This is a genomic window from Chitinophaga sp. XS-30 (assembly GCF_008086345.1).
Classification (GTDB): Bacteria; Bacteroidota; Bacteroidia; order Chitinophagales; family Chitinophagaceae; genus Chitinophaga.
In genome coordinates this window covers 4,650,998-4,668,262 of the sequence record NZ_CP043006.1, presented here as the reverse complement: position 1 = coordinate 4,668,262, position 17,265 = coordinate 4,650,998, and the positions used below count along the sequence as shown (strand labels likewise).

Sequence of the window (17,265 nt, the reverse complement as noted above, 5' to 3'; positions counted from 1 at the left end):
AAAGATAGTTTGGATATGCAATAAAACATGCCACAGTTAAGGATTTACAGATCTGAACAATAAAATGTTTTGCCATGAGCCCGATCTGGCCCTTCCTTGTATTTGCCTCCATCATAATGGTGCTGGTGTTTGCTATTCTTGGCCTGTCCTACGTATTGGGAGAGCGTCATAAAGAGCGTTCCACCGGTGAAGCGTACGAGTCCGGTATTATCTCCACGGGCTCTGCGCGATTGCGTTTCCCCTCGCAGTTTTACCTCGTAGCCATGTTGTTTGTGATATTTGATATTGAGACCGTATTCGTGATCTCATGGGCCATCGCGTTTGGCGAACTGGGCTGGGCCGGCTTCATCGGCGCATCCGTTTTCATTTTCATACTCCTCGTTGTACTGATATACGAATGGCGCAATGGTGCGCTGGACTTCGGTCCGGACGGAAAGAAAATACTCAGGGCCTACAGAAAGATGCGCAGGCAACAGGGAACATTTTCCATCCAGAAAAAACAACAGCATGAAGTGGTGGCTCACGGAACCTAAAGATGCAGCGCCGGACAGGAACGGGCATTTCTCTATTGAGGAAACAATGGGGCAGAGTGTAATGCTTACTTCGGTAGAACGGCTGGTGGCCTGGGGCAGAAAGAACTCGATGTGGCCCTTCCATTTCGGCCTGTCCTGCTGTTTTGTGGAAATGGCTACCGGTATGACGCCGAAATATGATCTGGCGCGCTTTGGTGCGGAGGTGATCCGTGGTACGCCCAGAGAGGCGGATGTGATGGTGATTGCCGGAACAGTATTCATCAAAATGGCCCCCATCATCAAACGGTTGTATGAACAGATGATGGAACCGCGCTGGGTGATCTCTATGGGTTCCTGCGCGAACTCCGGCGGTATGTACGATATCTACAGCGTTGTGCAGGGAGTGGATAAGTTCCTGCCCGTAGATGTATATGTACCGGGCTGCCCGCCCAGACCGGATGCTTTCATGCATGGACTGGTGTTGTTGCAACAGTCAGTGGGCAAGGAGAAACGCCCCCTGAGCTGGGTGATCGGGGAACAGGGCGTTATCAAACCGGAGAAGATATCGATGCGGGATATGAACAGGGAAAAGCGAGCAGATGACTGATTTCAAAACAACAGACGAAATATAGGTACTTTCATTTTTGAATGTTCAACAAAAGGGAATGAAGCCAGTATGTTTAGAATAATCATTAGTACACAGGGGATGATTATTTAAACATCCAGGGACTCCATCCGACCGTGAAAAAAAAGTAAGCGGATGAAAGTAAAAAGGATCACTGCAAACGTATATGAGATATCGTTAGGGCGTGTGAATGCCTTCGTTATCGAGGATGAGGAACTGACGCTGGTAGATACCGGTGCTCCCGGCCAGGCCGGGCTTTTAATGGATGCTGTGACGCGGATAGGGCGTGATGTACGGGACATTCGCCACATCCTTTTAACGCACAGTCATCCGGACCACAGCGGCAACGCAGCGGAACTGAAAAGGGTAACAGGCGCAAAAATATACATGCATGCTGCTGAAGTGCAGCTGCTGCAACAGGGAGACGTGCCGAAACCGGATGTGCCATATTTCCCGGGATTCGTACATAAAATGATGTATCGCCTTTTTATCAGGAATACGCCGGGCAGCGTTACTCCCGTGGAAGTGGATGAAGTACTGGCAGATGGGGACTGGTTACCGATGGCAGGTGGTATTCATGTGATACATGCGCCAGGACATAGTGCGGGACAGCTGGCATTTTTTGTGCCGGGGCAGCGGAATGTGCTCTTTGCGGCGGACGCCGCCATGAATGTATTCGGTCTCGGGTATTCCATATTTTATGAGCAGGAGCGGGAAGCGATGCATACCCTGGAAAGATTATCGACATTTGATTTTGATATAGCCTGTTTCGGTCATGGCCGCACCATATTGCATGAGGCGGCCGAACGTTTCCGGCAAAAGTTCCTGAAACCTCACCCGGTGCAGAAATCCGGCAGGCAAACACCGTATCTTGTGTTGCGGGATGAAGAGATCATCCGGCTACAGGAACCTGAAGAGAGAATATAAACTGGTACAGAAGCTCATGTAAGCAAGGGAAAAGTTCTACAGCATGGCGCATTGAGAACACAGTATAAAACTGTAATCATGCCCGCAGGTATCTTTAACACCCTCTGCTCCCGGTTCGGTGAGAATATATTCCACGAACAACTCACCCGGGATGAGACGCCCACGATCTGGACGCCATTGGGAAAGATCATTGCCGTGCTGGAATTCCTGCGCTCCGAAACAGAACAGCCGTACCGCATGCTCTATGACCTCACGGCTATTGATGAACGCGCCATAAAAAGCAAGTACAACGGCACGGGAGATTTCACACTCGTTTATCATCTCTTCTCCTTTGAACAGAATGCATTCATCCGCCTGAAAGTGGCCCTGCGCGGCGACTATCCGGCGGTTCCCAGTATCACCCACCTCTGGCCCTGCGCCAATTGGTACGAACGCGAAGTGTACGACATGTTCGGCATCAGCTTCGAAGGGCATCCGCTGCTGAAACGGATACTCATGCCGGTTACCTGGCAGGGGCATCCCCTCCGGAAAGAGCATCCCGCAAGGGCCACGGAAATGGGCCCTTTCCGGTTATTCGATGAAAAAATGGACAGGGAGCACGAGGCCCTGCAGTTCTCCCCGGAAGAATGGGGCCTGAAACGCCAGAGCGATGATGCCGATTTCATGTTCCTTAACATAGGCCCGCAACACCCCGGAACCCACGGTGTGCTGCGCATCATCCTGCAACTCGACGGGGAGGACATTGTGGACGCCGTTCCGGACATCGGATTCCACCACAGGGGTGCGGAAAAGATGGGGGAACGGCAATCATGGCATACTTACATTCCTTATACGGACAGAATAGATTACCTGGGCGGCGTCAACAATAATCTTGCTTACCTGCTCACGGTGGAAAAGCTCGCCGGAATTCAGGTCCCTGAACGTGCGCAAACAATCAGGGTAATGCTGTGCGAGCTTTTTCGTATCGCCAGCCACCTGGTTTGGTATGGTACTTTTGCGCAGGACGTCGGGCAGTTATCGCCCGTTTTTTATATGTTCACGGACCGGGAGAAGATCTTCGGGATCATAGAAGCCATCTGCGGCGGTCGTATGCATCCCAACTGGTTCCGCATCGGTGGTGTAGCCCAGGACCTGCCGAATGGCTGGGACACGCTTGTCCGCAATTTCATCAGCTATTTCCCGAAAAAACTGAAGGAATACGACAAAATGGTGATGCGCAATGCACTGTTCAAAGCGCGTACCGTAGGCATCGGTGTGTACACCCTCGAAGAGGCGATCGACTGGGGTGTGACCGGACCCGGGCTGAGGGCCTGCGGGCTGGAATGGGATATGCGTAAAAAACGCCCATACAGCGGATATGAACAGTATGCATTCGACATCCCCGTAGCGCAAAATGGCGACTGCTACGACCGTGCCGTGGTACGGGTGAACGAAATGTGGCAAAGCCTGCGCATCATTGAGCAATGCCTGAACAACATGCCCGCGGGCCCTTATAAATCCGATCATCCCCTCGCCACCCCGCCGCTGAAACAGTACACGATGCAGGACATCGAAACGCTCATTCACCACTTCCTGAATGTCAGCTGGGGGCCGGTGATCCCTCCGGGCGAAGCCATGATCGTCACCGAAGCCACAAAAGGCTGGAACAGCTATTACCTCACCAGCGACGGCAATACTTCTCCGTATCGTGTGAGGGTGCGCACACCGTCGTTCGCGCATATGCAAATGATACCATATATCAGTCGCGGTTACACCGTAGCCGACCTGTTATCTATACTCGGCGCTATGGATTATGTGCTGGCCGATATCGACAGATAAAAATTGTAATAACATGCTGACCACATCAGAAAAGGAACAGATCGAAAAGGAGATACGGCAGGTGCCGCTGAAAAAGGCTGCCTGCATAGAAGCGTTGAAGATCGTACAGCAACACCGCAGATGGGTGTCCGATGAAGGTATCCGCGATGTGGCGGATATACTGGAAATGAGCCCGGAGGAAGTGGACAGCGTAGCCACTTTCTATAACCTGATCTTCCGGCAGCCGGTGGGCAGGCATATCATTCTCCTGTGCGACAGCATCAGCTGTTATGTGATGGGATTCCGCGACCTGCACCGCCAGCTGGTTAACCTGCTGAACATACAATACGGCCAGACCACACCGGACGGCCGTTTCACCCTGCTTCCCAACCCCTGCCTCGGTACCTGCGACCATGCGCCCGCCCTGATGGTGGACAATGATCTGTACCGGGACCTGGCGCCGGATGCCCTCGAAAACATCCTTGCAAAATATACCTGATATGGAACGACCGCTCACACAACATATCACCTTTCCTCCATTGGGCCTCCGGCAATACGAAGCAGTCGGCGGTTACCAGGCGGCGCGCAAGGCGATCAGACATATGACACCGCAGGAAGTCACGGCAGTAGTGAAGGAGTCTAACCTGAAAGGTCGCGGTGGAGCGGGTTTCAGCACAGGTATGAAATGGAGTTTTGTGCCGATGGACGTAAGCGGCCCCAAATACCTTGTGGCCAACGCGGATGAAATGGAGCCGGGTACCTTCAAGGACCGCTGGCTGCTGGAAGGCAATCCCCATCAGCTGATAGAGGGAATGATCGTATCAGCGTTTGCCATCCAGGCCACCGAATCCTTCGTCTTCCTTCGCTGGGCATACAAGACTGCCGCCGCGGAGGTCCGCAAGGCCATTGCAGAGGCCTATGAGGCCGGTTACCTGGGCCAGGACATCCTGGGCAGCGGTTATTCCCTGGAAATGCACCTGCACACCGGCGTTGGCCGGTACATGTGCGGAGAGGAAACCGCGCTGCTCAATTCGCTGGAAGGCAAACGCGCCACACCGCGTGCGAAGCCTCCGTTCCCCCAGGTGAGCGGCCTGTTCGGCAAACCTACCATCGTCAATAATGTGGAAACGCTTTCCTGCATCCCGCATATCATCAACAAAGGGGCCATGTGGTTCCAGTCTCTCAGCCATACCGCTGACGGTGGAACAAAGATATACGGCGTCAGCGGCAAGGTGAACAAACCCGGGGCCTGGGAATTGCCGATGGGCGTTACGGTGCGTGAACTGATAGAAGAACATGCCGGAGGGATGAAGAACGGCTACCGTTTCCGGGGTGCACTGCCGGGAGGGGCATCTACAGATTTCCTGGTGGAGGAGCATATGGAGGTGAAAATGGATTTTGCCGGTGTTGCGGCGGCAGGCAGCCGCCTTGGTACAGGCACGATGGTGGTGCTGGACGACAGGACCTGTCCCGTTGGCTTTGTGCATAACCTGGAACATTTCTTTGCGCAGGAATCCTGCGGGTTCTGCACGCCCTGCCGCGAGGGGCTGCCGTGGACGGAGAAGCTGCTATGGGCAATAGAGCAGGGGCAGGGGAGGGATGAAGATCTGGCGCTGCTGGCATCGCATGCGGCACTGCTGGGGCCGGGCAATACTTTTTGCGCATTGGCGCCCGGCGCGATGGAGCCGCTGCAAAGCGCGCTGAAATATTTCCGGGACGATTTCGAAAGACATATCAAAGAAAAAAAATGTCCTTATGGCGACCATATACATTGACAACAAGGCCTACACGGTAAAGGAGGGCAGAAACCTCCTGGAAGCCTGCCTGCAGCTCGGTATTAACCTGCCGTATTTCTGCTGGCACCCTTCGCTTGGCTCTGTAGGCGCCTGCCGGCAGTGCGCCATCAAAGTGTTCAGGGACGAGGATGACAAGAAAGGCAGGATCATGATGAGCTGTATGGAGCCGGTCCGTGACAATGTACGTATATCCGTCAGCGATAGTGAGGCCACCGCATTCCGCGGGCATGTCATCGGCTGGCTGATGACCAACCATCCCCACGATTGTGCCGTTTGTGATGAAGGCGGCTCCTGCCATCTGCAGGACATGACGGTAATGACCGGTCATAATTATCGCGATTACCGCTTTACCAAGCGAACTTATCGTAACCAGGACCTGGGCCCTTTCCTCAATCATGAAATGAACCGCTGTATACAGTGTTACCGCTGTGTCAGATTTTATAAAGATTATGCCGGGGGGAAAGACCTCGATGTATTTGCGGCGAATAACCATGTGTATTTCGGCCGTCAGCAGCCCGGAAAGCTGGAAAGTGAATTCAGCGGAAACCTGGCGGAAGTTTGCCCTACCGGTGTATTCACCGATAAAACACTAAAGTCGCATTATACCCGTAAATGGGACATGACCTCCGCTCCATCCGTATGCCAGGGCTGTTCCCTTGGCTGTAATACCATCGCCGGAGAGCGGTATGGCACCATCCGCCAGATCACCAGCCGCTATAACGGCGAAGTGAATGGTTATTTCCTGTGCGACAGGGGGCGTTACGGCTACGAGTTCGTAAACAGCCCGCAACGTATCCATCACCCGGCCATCAGGCCGCATACCAACGGAACAGCGTCAGTAGAATGGATGGTGGAACAGGTGGCCAACAAGCTGCGGAGCGGGAAGGCCATTGGTATCGGTTCGCCGCGCGCAAGCCTGGAGTCCAATTTTGCACTCCGGCAGCTGGTCGGCGCCGAACATTTTTACATCGGCATGTCTGATATGGAGCATGACCATACAGCGCTGGCATTGAAGATACTGCGCGATGGCCCGGTACGTACGCCCTCCCTGCATGAGACAGAGAAGGCGGATATGGTGCTGATCCTCGGGGAAGATATAACCAATACCGCGCCCATGCTGGCATTGGCTGTTCGCCAGGCCGTACGGCAGGAACCGCTGAAAGACGCCAAACAGACCGCGCATATAGCCGAATGGCAGGATGCCGCGGTGCGCGAAGCGGTACAGGACAGAAATGGACCGCTTTTTATTCTCCATACTTTCCCCACAAAGCTGGACGAACTGGCTACAAAGACACTACGCGGGGCTCCCGACAATCTGGCCCGTATAGCCTTTGCCGTGAGCCATAAGATAGGCGCCGAAATGCCGGCTGTTAGCGGGCTGACAGCGGAAGAGGCGTTGCTTGTGGAACAGATCGCACAGGCGCTGGAAGCAGCAGACCGTCCGCTCGTTATCGCCGGTTATGGCAGCGGTAACGACGCCTACATGAAAGCGGCGGCCAACATCAGCTGGGCATTGCATAAGAAAGGCAAACAACCGATGCTGAGCCTTACCGTGCCGGAATGCAACAGCCTCGGGCTGGAAATGCTCGGCGGCCATCGCCTGGATTCCGCGCTGGCAGTTTTACGCAATGGCGATGCGGATACACTGGTTATCCTGGAGAATGATCTGTATCGCCGGGCGGATAAACATATCGTGGATGAATTGCTGCAACTGGCGAAAGAAGTGATCGTAGTAGATCACTTGTATAATCCCACCGCGGAAAAAGCCACGGTGATATTGCCGGCCGGCACTTTCGCGGAAGCAGACGGCACCATTGTGAACAATGAAGGGCGTGCACAGCGGTATTACCAGGTATTTGTGCCAAAGGGAGAGATACAGGAAAGCTGGCGCTGGTTCCTGCAGATCGCGGCGAAAGCCGGCATACACAGACTGAACGGGCTGGACAATCTCGATGATATCGTTTGGGCGATGACGGTAGCCATTCCGTCACTGGCACGGATAGAAGCGCTGGCGCCGTCCGCGGATTTCCGCATGGCCGGTCAGAAGATACCCCGGGAGCCGCACCGCTACAGCGGCCGCACTGCTATACTGGCAGATGAGAACGTCAGCGAGCCGAAGCCTCCGGATGATGTGGATACCCCGTTGTCCTTTACCATGGAAGGTTTCCGCGGAGAACCACCATCCCCGCTGATCCCCTTCTTCTGGTCGCCAGGCTGGAACTCGGTGCAGTCGATCAACAAATTCCAGGCGGAAATAGGCGGGGCGCTGCACGGTGGTGATCCGGGAAAACGACTGCTGGAGGCGCACGTCAACGGGCGTATCCCCTTCTTCACGGAAGCGCCGGAACCATTTGTTCCGATGCCGGGCCATGTACATCTGATGCCGGTATATCACATTTTCGGATCAGATGAGCTGAGCATGTTCACCAGCGGCATAGCCGCCAATTCGCCGGAGCCTTTCGTGATCTGGCTGAACCCGGAGGATTTGCATCAATGGGGCATCTCTCCCGGCGTCTGGGTGAATTTTGAAGTGGATGGCCATACTTATACGCTGGCAGCGGAAGCGAACAACTGGCTGCCGCGGGGGATTGCTGCGCTTAACGCCGGTGTGCCGGGCGCGCAGCTTGTGGACATGCCGCAATGCATCCGCTTCAGCCGTATTACGACAGAAACTTTTTAAATCACAGGCTTATGCAACAGGCAGTAAATTATTGGTGGGTCATCGGAGGCGTGTTGTTCGTATTGCTCAACACCGCCGCCGGCCTGATTTGGCTGGAACGCCGGATGCTGGCGCTGTGGCAGGACCGCTACGGCCCCAACCGCGCGGGACCTTTCGGCTTGTTCATTGTACTGGCGGATACGCTTAAGCTGTTCTTCAAGGAGGACTGGATACCGCCGTTTGCAGACAAGGTAGTGTTCGTTTTCGCTCCGGCGGTAGTGGTCGCCAGTGTGCTGATGAGCTTTGCGGTGATCCCTTTTGGCCCGAATGTGCTGGTAGCGGATTTCAACATAGGGCTGCTGTTCTTCCTGGCCATGTCGTCTATCGGCGTCTATAGCGTTGTATTGGGCGGATGGGCCTCCAATAATAAATATTCCCTGCTGGGCGCCATGCGCGGCGCTTCGCAGATGATCAGCTATGAAGTGTTCATGGGCCTGGCACTGATGGGCGTGGTGCTGCTCAGCGGCAGCTTCAACCTGCGGGAGATCGTGGAAGCGCAAAGAGGCATGTGGTACATCATTCCCCAGTTCCTCGGCTTTGTCATTTTCCTCATCGCCGGCGTAGCGGAAACGCACCGGCTGCCATTTGATATTCCCGAAGCGGAAAGTGAGCTGGTAGCAGGTTTTCACGCGGAATACTCCGGAATGAAGTTCGGCATGTTCTTCATCGGGGAGTACCTGGGCATTACGCTGGTATCTTCCATGATCGTGACGCTTTATTTCGGCGGATGGCTGGGCCCGTCCTTCCTTCCCGGCGTGATCTGGTTTATCATGAAAACTTTTGTATTCATCAGTCTCTTCATCCTGCTACGGGCCAGCATGCCCCGGCCGCGTTATGACCAGCTGATGGAATACGGATGGAAGGTGCTGTTCCCCTTATCCTTATTGAATCTGCTGGTAACGGCAGCCATTATACTCATCTTAAAATAATTGCGATGTTCAGTTTGATCAGAAGCATGTGGCTGGTATTTCTGCATACGTTCCATAAACGGGAGACCTACCAGTACCCGGAAGAAAAAGCGCCTTTGCCGGCGCGCTGGCGCGGGCGTATTGCGCTGACGCGCGACCCGGATGGAGGAGAACGCTGTGTAGGGTGTTATCTCTGCGCCGCGGCCTGCCCGGTGGACTGTATTTCGCTGCAGGCAGCCGAAGGGCCGGATGGCCGCAGGTATCCTTCCTTTTTCCGCATCAACTTTTCCCGTTGCATTTTCTGCGGTTTCTGCGAAGAGGCCTGTCCCACTTACGCCATTCAGCTGCTGCCGGATTTCGAAATGGCAGAGTACAACCGGCAGAACCTGGTATATGAAAAGGAAGATCTGCTGATCAACAGCGAGGGGAAATACCCCGGATATAATTATTACAAGGTGGCGGGTATGAGCATCAGCGGCAAAGATAAAGGTGAGGCCGCCGGAGAAGAGCCGCCGGTAGACATCAAAAGCCTGCTGCCATAAATTATCGTATATGGGACCTGCATTCTATATAACCGCCGCGATAGCCGTGATATCCACCCTGATGGTGATCACCCGGTATAATATCATGCATGCGCTGCTGTACCTGATCGTGTCGCTGTTAAGCGTAGCGGTGATATTTTACCTGTATGGCGCGCCTTTTATGGCGGCCCTGGAGGTGATCGTTTATGCGGGCGCCATCATGGTGCTGATCATATTTTTTGTGATGATGCTGAACCTGGGCGCGCAGACGGCAAGCGATGAAAAGTTGTGGCTGACGCCGAAGATATGGATCGGGCCCTCCCTCTTATGCGTGGTGTTGCTGGCGGAACTGGCATACCTGATACTTCAGCCGCAGGAGCGGGTGGACGAGATCATTACGGTGGACCCGAAGGCCGTTGGGCAAAGCCTTTTCGGCCCTTATATCCTCGCTGTGGAACTGACAGGGATGCTGCTCATGGCAGGCATCGTGGGAGCTTATCATCTTGGCAGGCAGAAGAAAAAGATCACCCATCGTTTCCTCGAAAAAACTTCAGACGCATGATGTCCGCTACAACAGCAGGGTTGATCCTTGCAGGAATATTGTTCACGCTCGGATTGATCAGCATGCTCATCCGTCGGAATATCATTTTTATGCTGATCTCCGTGGAGATCATGCTGAATGCGGCCGGGCTGGCATTTGTGGTCGCCGGGTCCCGCTGGGGGCAGCCGGAGGGCCAGCTGATGTTCATGTTCATTCTGGCGATGGCTGCGGCGGAAGTATCCGTGGGACTGGCATTGATCCTGCAATTGTATCACCAGTTAAAAACGCTTGATAGTGATGAGGCCAGCAGGATGCGGGGATAATTAAAAACAGACCTTATGCAATGGATCTATCTGATACCGGCATTGCCCTTTCTGGGCGCATTGATACTGATCCTTTTCTCCCGAAGGATCGGCAAGGCAGGTGTGTCAGTCATCGGCTGCGGCAGTGTGGGCATTGCGGCGCTGATCACGGTCATTGCCGGATTTCAGCTGATGGGGCAGGAGTCGTTTACCTTGCCGTTGTGGACCTGGCTGTCCGTGGGCGAATTGAATATCGGCATCACCCTGCACCTGGATGCTTTGTCCCTCGCTTTCACCTTCGTGATCACGTTTGTAGGATTTCTCATTCACGTATATTCCACCGGCTACATGTCCGGCGACCCTGATTTTGCGCGTTTTTTCGCTTGTATGAACCTTTTTGTCGGCGCCATGCTGATGCTGGTGCTGGCGGATAATTTGCTGTTGCTGTATTTCGGATGGGAGGGCGTGGGCATTTGCAGTTACCTGCTCATCGGTTTCTGGTATAAAGACCCGGCAAACGGCGCCGCGGCGCGGAAGGCATTCATCGTTACCCGTGTAGGCGATACCGCTATGGCTATCGCACTGTTCCTGCTGGTGCAGCATACGCAGACCCTGCAACTGTCCGCTATCCTGGAGCGCGCTCCTGCGCTATGGTCCACCGGTGACGCAACGGTGGTGACCATTGCCTTTCTGCTGATCGGCGGAGCCGTCGGCAAATCGGCGCAATTGCCTTTACAAACCTGGCTGCCTGATGCTATGGCCGGTCCCACACCGGTGAGTGCGCTGATCCACGCGGCCACAATGGTGACCGCCGGGGTGTACCTGATCGCCCGCACGAATGTGCTTTTTACCCTGTCCCCGGCCGCGCAGGCCACGGTGGCGGTCATTGGCGCCGTCACCCTGTTGATGGCAGGGTGCAGCGCGCTGGTGCAGACGGATATCAAAAGAGTGCTGGCCTACTCCACCATCAGCCAGATCGGGTATATGTTCCTGGCGCTGGGTGTAGGGGCCTGGTCCGCCGCTATTTTCCATTTTATCACGCATGCCTTCTTCAAGGCGTTGCTGTTTATGGGAGCAGGCGCTATCATCGTGGCCCTGCATCATGAGCAGGATATGTTCAAAATGGGCGGATTGCGGAAAGCACTGCCGGGCGTTTTTGTGGTGTTCCTCATCGGTGCGGCCTCGCTGGCTGCCATCCCGTTCGTTACCGCCGGCTTTTACAGTAAAGACCAGATCGTATGGCTGGCATGGACTTCTCCGCTGGGCGGCACCTGGTACTGGATCGCCGCCATCACCGGTGCATTCATTACGGCGATGTACACTTTCAGGATGGTATTCCTGGTGTTTTATGGCGCGGAAAAAACACATGTGCATCATCATCCCGGCAATAACATGATGGTGCCTTTATATATGCTTGCCATACTGTCCACCGTAGCGGGATTTATAGAACTGCCCCATACCCTCGGGCATGTGACCCTGCTCAGTGATTTCCTGTCTCCCGTACTCCCGGCTGTGGAATCAGGCGGCTCTGTGGCGATGGAGTGGGCATCGCAGGGAGTGGCGGCAGCGCTGTCGTTCCTTGGTATTTTCCTGGTGTGGAGGTTCCTGCATGTTCCCTTCGCAGATGGCCTGAAGCAGTTCTGGAAAGATGGCTGGGGCTTTGATGTGGCTTATGACCGGATGTTCGTCAGGCCCTTTGTGCTGCTGTCCCGCATCAATAAAAAAGATATTGTTGACCGGTTGTACACCGGCATCGCATCAGTAACGAAAAGTTTGCACCGGATGATGTCTGCCACGCAGAACGGTATGCTCCGGTGGTATGTCATGGGTATTGTGATGGGCGCAGTCGTGATCCTGTCTGTGATCATCTGGCGCGAATTTGTGTAAACCATAAACCGATAACGCATGGTCCTTTTATTGTTCATCCTTCTTCCGGTGATCGGCGCGTTTGCAGCCTGGATGGCTGCGGCATGGAGCAAGGTGTTGCCGCGGTGGATCGCGTTGCTGGTGATGACAGCTGAATTGATCATGGCGGCGGCGCTCTGGTGGCAGGCGGATGGAACGGGAGGCTCCTGGCTCTTCACGTTCGAACGTGCATGGATGCCACGTTTCGGGATCAGCTTTTCTCTGGCGCTGGATGGGCTCAGCCTCCTGATGTTATTGCTCACTTTCTTTCTCGGTGCGCTTTCCGTGCTGGTTTCCTGGAAAGAGATCAGGGAAAAGACCGGTTTCTTCCATTTCAATTTATTATTTGTGCTGGCGGGCATCACCGGTGTTTTTCTGACGACCGACCTGTTCCTTTTTTACTTTTTCTGGGAAGTGATGCTGATTCCCATGTATTTCCTGATCGGTATCTGGGGGCACGCCAACCGGATGTATGCAGCCTTCAAATTCTTCATCTTTACGCAAGCCGGCGGATTGCTGATGCTGCTGGCTATACTGGGGCTTTATTTCGTACATGCACATAACACTAACGAATACACTTTTTCTTATTTCGCCCTGCTGGATACCCCGATGGAGCAGGATGCAGGCCGCTGGCTGATGCTGGGCTTCCTGACCGCGTTCATTGTGAAGCTGCCGGCATTTCCCTTCCATACCTGGTTGCCGGATGCGCATACGGAAGCGCCAACAGCAGGTTCCGTGATACTGGCCGGGTTGCTGCTGAAGACCGGCGCTTATGGTATCCTGCGCTTCGTTATTCCGATGTTTCCCGAAGCGTCCCAATACTTTGCTCCCTGGATCATGCTGCTGGGCGCAGTGGGCATTTTGTACGGGGGCAAGCTGGCTTTTGCGCAGACGGACCTAAAACGGCTGGTGGCGTACACCAGTGTCAGCCACATGGGGTTTGTGCTGCTGGGGGCTTTTGCATTCAATGAAATGGCTTACCAGGGCGTGGTGATGCAAATGATCACGCACGGTATCAGTACCGGTGCATTGTTTATGATAGCCGGGGCTTTGTATGAACGGCTGCATACCCGGGAGCTGGAAAAAATGGGCGGCCTCTGGCCGGCATTGCCGGGACTGGGGGTGGTGTCTATGGTGTTCGTTATGGCATCGCTGGGGTTGCCGGGACTGGGCAATTTCATTGCGGAGTTCCTCATTCTGGCCGGCAGCTGGCAGTCCGCGCCCTGGATCACCGTGGCAGCTACGGTGGGGCTGGTGGTAGCCACGATCTATTCCCTGCGGATCATGCAGAAGGTCTTTTTCGGGGTCTCCTGGCGGGAGTATAAACTGCCGGACCTTTCAGCGAGGGAGGCCCTGATGCTCGTGCCGCTGATAGTGGTCATCATCTGGCTGGGTGTGTATCCCCAACCGGTGATCCGTATGGTAAAGCCTTCCATTCCGGCTGTTGTGCTGCTGAAGCCCGCGCCATACTCAAATGTGGCTATTTATCCCGTCAAGTAAAAAGATAGCATGATGTCAACATCCGATCTTTTAAACATATTGCCTTTGCTGGTCATCAGCGGATCCGCGGTGATCGCGATGTTATTGGTCGCCATCAGGCGGAACCACCGTATTATGCATGCCTTTTCCGTGCTGGCATTCATGCTGGCATTTGTGGCGTTGTTCCTGCAGCCGGATGTGTCCCCGCATATCATTGCGCCGCTGTTCGTGATCGATGCTTTTGCGATGTTCAATACCGGATTGATCCTTGTGGCGGGATTGAGTGTGTTGTTCCTTTCCTTCCGTTATTTCGAGCAGCGGGAGGAGCGCAAGGAGGAATATTATATCCTGCTGTTGCTGGCCACGGTAGGCGGTCTGGTACTGGTGATCAGCCAGCATTTCATCTCCCTGTTCCTGGGCCTGGAAACAATGAGCATCAGCTTGTATGGAATGATCGCTTATCTGCGCAAACGGGAACGGTCAGATGAGGCCGGTATTAAATACCTGTTGCTGGCAGCACTGTCTTCCGCTTTCCTGCTCTTTGGCATGGCGCTGGTGTATGCGCATACGGGGAGGATGGATTTTACCGGCATCGGAGCTTTTCTGGAAACAGCAGGAGATGTACCGGCAAGTGTGGTGGCAGGTTTCGGGCTGATGCTGATAGGAGTGGGCTTTAAACTGGGTATTGTTCCTTTCCATATGTGGACGCCGGATATCTATGAAGGTTCACCGCTTCCGGTAGCCGCCTATATCGCCACCGTTTCCAAAGGCAGTATGCTGGTGCTGCTGATGCGGTTTTACAGGGATATTAACGGATATGAATACACGATATTATGGTGGGTGTTTGCGATCATTGCCATGGCAAGCATGTTTGCAGGCAACTGGCTGGCGCTCCTGCAACAAAATGTAAAGCGTCTGCTGGCGTATTCTTCCATTGCACATATGGGCTATATTCTTATCGCCTTCCTGGCCGGCCAGCATGCAGGGCAGGAGGCCGTGATTTTTTACCTGGTGGCTTATGTAATTACCAGTATAGGAGCGTTCGGGGTTTTGGCCCTGCTGTCCGACAAGGTCAGGGATGCGGAATTGCTCGAAGATTTTTCCGGCCTTTTCTGGCGGCATCCCTGGCTGGCTACCATTTTCACGGGAATGTTGTTGTCGCTGGCCGGTATTCCGCTCACTGCAGGTTTTATCGGGAAGTTCTATATTATCGCCGCAGGCGTAGATGCGGGATTGTGGCTGCTGTTGATCATACTGGTCATCAACAGTGTGATCGGCCTTTTTTATTATATCCGTATGATCGCGGTGATGTTCCGGCCATTGCCCGAAACAGGAGCAGCTGTTCCCCGCGCCGGTCTTCCTTTCTTTGGAATGTTTGCCTTGTCTGCGTTGATGTTATTATTACTGCTGCTGGGCGTATATCCATCCGGGTTAATTGCAGTGATCCGGGAAATGATGTTAACCATGATCTGAGTACCCGCCATAGCTGTTCATTTTTTTTTGTTGATTGAAAACCAATTGCTCTCCTCTCGTCGTACATGAGAGAGGACGCATATTTGCTCCGCTTCTTTAAACCCGAAAAAAATCTCACCATATGGCAAATGAATTAATTGCTCCAAAAGAGCAAGGTGGAGATGCTTTGCTTTCTCCGAAAGGCCTGCAGCGCAGAAAATTTCTCGCTATGTTTGCCGGCACGGCCGCAGTGGCCACTATTGCCGGTTGTTCAAAAGACGATAGCAGCGATGGCGGCATCTATCTTGGTAAAGGTGATATCGGTATCCTGAATTATGCTTATGCGCTGGAACAGCTGGAAGCGGCGTTTTACACACAGGTGGTCATGTCACTCTACAGCGGCGTGACTGCGGCGGAACAGGCCATGCTGACGGATATCCGGGATCATGAGATCGCTCATCGCGAATTCTTCAAGAATGCATTGGGAACGAGCGCTATCCCTGCGCTGGAGGTGAATTTTTCATCTGTCAATTTCAGTAGCCGCGATAGTGTGTTAGGCACGGCAAAGGTATTCGAGGATCTCGGTGTGAGCGCATACAATGGCGCCGGTCAGCTGATCACGGACCCGCAATACCTTTTGCTGGCCGGAAAGATCGTTTCCGTGGAAGCCCGTCATGCCGCGCTGATCCGCGATCTGATCAGCAACGGGTCCTTTGCTGACAATACCGTAGTGGATATGAACGGACTGGATAAATCCAATCCTCCGAATGTTGTATTGTCTGCCGCCTCCGGATTTCTTAAATCCAAACTGAACGCCAGAGATCTCCCAACTTCATAATTTAAAAAAGAGACCATGAATATTCATCATATCATTACAGAACTGGAAAAGGTTGATCCCGAGGTGTACGACCGCCTCGATTCGAGAAGGGAAGCCATGAAGACCTTTGCGAAGCTCGGCGGGAAACTGGCCCTGGCCGCTGTTCCGCTTGCTCTTGGCGGCATGTTCAAAAAGGCATATGGCCAATCTGCATCCACTGTTGTGGGAGTGCTGCAGTTTGCGCTGACATTGGAGCATCTGGAGGCCGAGTTCTACAAAATGGCGGCAGCGGCACCCAACCTTGTCCCCTCGGGCCCTCCGGCGGGAGCTATCGCCACCATTCGCGATCATGAGGTAGCTCATGTGAAGCTGCTGCAGGACACGATCACCGCATTGCAGGGTACGCCAGCTCCTATGCCCACATTCGATTTTTCCGCCGGCAATGGCAGCAACAACGGCCCTTTCAAGGATGTGTTCACTAATTATGACCTGTTCCTGGCCGTTGCACAGACCTTTGAGGACACCGGTGTTAGGGCTTATAAAGGCCAGGCGGGAAATCTGATATCTAACAATGCGGTGCTGACGGCAGCGCTTAATATCCACTCCGTGGAAGCCCGCCATGCGGCGCATATCCGTTACATGCGCCGGAATCGCAATAACGACTCCGCCATCAAACCCTGGATCACCGGCAAAGATACCGGAGGGATCGGGGCGGCGGTGCAGGCCAGCTACGACGGAGAGGAACTGACCACACAGGCCGGCATCGATATCATCAACATCAACGGGCAGACTATCAATGCGAATGCCGCATCAGAGAGCTTCGATGAGCCGCTGACAAAGGAACAGGTATTGGCAATCGTAGATCCTTTTATCGCTTAGGTTTCATAGTGTGTTTGCATGTCGAAGGCGCCCTGCGGGGTGCCTTCCGGCATACCGTCCGTTCGCCGTTACCTGCCATTCCTAT

16 protein-coding genes are annotated in these 17,265 nt (G+C 54.0%); all 16 read left to right on the top strand.

Going from position 1 to position 17,265, the window contains the following annotated elements; translation table 11 throughout:
* Positions 1 to 74 precede the first annotated feature (74 nt).
* The 16 genes from FW415_RS18895 to FW415_RS18820 all read left to right on the top strand — a co-directional run bounded on the left by FW415_RS18895 (position 75) and on the right by FW415_RS18820 (position 17,180).
* Complete coding sequence (locus FW415_RS18895) at positions 75 to 533, top strand: NADH-quinone oxidoreductase subunit A (protein ID WP_148388166.1); 459 nt, start codon at positions 75 to 77, stop codon at positions 531 to 533.
* On the top strand, positions 508 to 1,119 hold the full coding sequence (locus FW415_RS18890; protein ID WP_148388164.1) for an NADH-quinone oxidoreductase subunit B: 612 nt from the start codon (positions 508 to 510) through the stop codon (positions 1,117 to 1,119). Before FW415_RS18895 ends, FW415_RS18890 begins: the two co-directional genes overlap by 26 nt.
* 153 nt (positions 1,120 to 1,272) lie before the next feature.
* A complete protein-coding gene (locus FW415_RS18885; protein WP_148388162.1) occupies positions 1,273 to 2,064 on the top strand; it encodes an MBL fold metallo-hydrolase in 792 nt (263 codons plus the stop codon).
* A gap of 78 nt (positions 2,065 to 2,142) precedes the next feature.
* On the top strand, positions 2,143 to 3,882 hold the full coding sequence (nuoC, locus tag FW415_RS18880; protein WP_148388160.1) for an NADH-quinone oxidoreductase subunit C/D: 1,740 nt from the start codon (positions 2,143 to 2,145) through the stop codon (positions 3,880 to 3,882).
* Positions 3,883 to 3,895: 13 nt separating this feature from the next.
* Entirely contained in the window at positions 3,896 to 4,360 is a 465-nt protein-coding gene (gene nuoE / locus FW415_RS18875) for an NADH-quinone oxidoreductase subunit NuoE (RefSeq protein ID WP_148388159.1), read from the top strand.
* Position 4,361: 1 nt separating this feature from the next.
* Positions 4,362 to 5,636 (top strand): NADH-quinone oxidoreductase subunit NuoF, encoded by a 1,275-nt coding sequence (gene nuoF / locus FW415_RS18870; RefSeq protein ID WP_148388157.1) that lies wholly within the window; start codon positions 4,362 to 4,364, stop codon positions 5,634 to 5,636.
* The gene (gene nuoG / locus FW415_RS18865; protein ID WP_148388155.1) at positions 5,617 to 8,337 is read left to right on the top strand and encodes an NADH-quinone oxidoreductase subunit NuoG; all 2,721 of its coding nucleotides are present in this window, start codon (positions 5,617 to 5,619) and stop codon (positions 8,335 to 8,337) included. Before nuoF ends, nuoG begins: the two co-directional genes overlap by 20 nt.
* A gap of 11 nt (positions 8,338 to 8,348) precedes the next feature.
* Positions 8,349 to 9,305 carry an NADH-quinone oxidoreductase subunit NuoH gene (gene nuoH, locus FW415_RS18860; protein ID WP_148388153.1) on the top strand — a complete coding sequence of 319 codons (957 nt, stop codon included), beginning with the start codon at positions 8,349 to 8,351 and terminating at the stop codon, positions 9,303 to 9,305.
* Positions 9,306 to 9,310: 5 nt separating this feature from the next.
* Positions 9,311 to 9,826, top strand: a complete 516-nt coding sequence (nuoI, locus tag FW415_RS18855; RefSeq protein ID WP_148388151.1) for an NADH-quinone oxidoreductase subunit NuoI — start codon at positions 9,311 to 9,313, stop codon at positions 9,824 to 9,826.
* 10 nt (positions 9,827 to 9,836) lie between these two features.
* Entirely contained in the window at positions 9,837 to 10,367 is a 531-nt protein-coding gene (gene nuoJ, locus FW415_RS18850; protein ID WP_148388149.1) for an NADH-quinone oxidoreductase subunit J, read from the top strand.
* Positions 10,364 to 10,669, top strand: a complete 306-nt coding sequence (gene nuoK / locus FW415_RS18845; RefSeq protein ID WP_148388147.1) for an NADH-quinone oxidoreductase subunit NuoK — start codon at positions 10,364 to 10,366, stop codon at positions 10,667 to 10,669. Before nuoJ ends, nuoK begins: the two co-directional genes overlap by 4 nt.
* Positions 10,670 to 10,684: 15 nt before the next feature.
* Positions 10,685 to 12,535, top strand: a complete 1,851-nt coding sequence (gene nuoL / locus FW415_RS18840; protein ID WP_148388145.1) for an NADH-quinone oxidoreductase subunit L — start codon at positions 10,685 to 10,687, stop codon at positions 12,533 to 12,535.
* An 18-nt stretch (positions 12,536 to 12,553) separates the two neighbouring features.
* Positions 12,554 to 14,053, top strand: coding sequence for a NuoM family protein (locus tag FW415_RS18835; RefSeq protein ID WP_148388143.1), 1,500 nt, complete (start codon positions 12,554 to 12,556; stop codon positions 14,051 to 14,053).
* Between the two features lie 9 nt (positions 14,054 to 14,062).
* Positions 14,063 to 15,505, top strand: coding sequence for an NADH-quinone oxidoreductase subunit N (locus tag FW415_RS18830; protein WP_246858805.1), 1,443 nt, complete (start codon positions 14,063 to 14,065; stop codon positions 15,503 to 15,505).
* Positions 15,506 to 15,626: 121 nt separating this feature from the next.
* Complete coding sequence (locus FW415_RS18825; protein ID WP_148388141.1) at positions 15,627 to 16,322, top strand: ferritin-like domain-containing protein; 696 nt, start codon at positions 15,627 to 15,629, stop codon at positions 16,320 to 16,322.
* A 15-nt stretch (positions 16,323 to 16,337) separates the two neighbouring features.
* The gene (locus FW415_RS18820) at positions 16,338 to 17,180 is read left to right on the top strand and encodes a ferritin-like domain-containing protein (protein ID WP_148388139.1); all 843 of its coding nucleotides are present in this window, start codon (positions 16,338 to 16,340) and stop codon (positions 17,178 to 17,180) included.
* Positions 17,181 to 17,265: the final 85 nt, after the last annotated feature.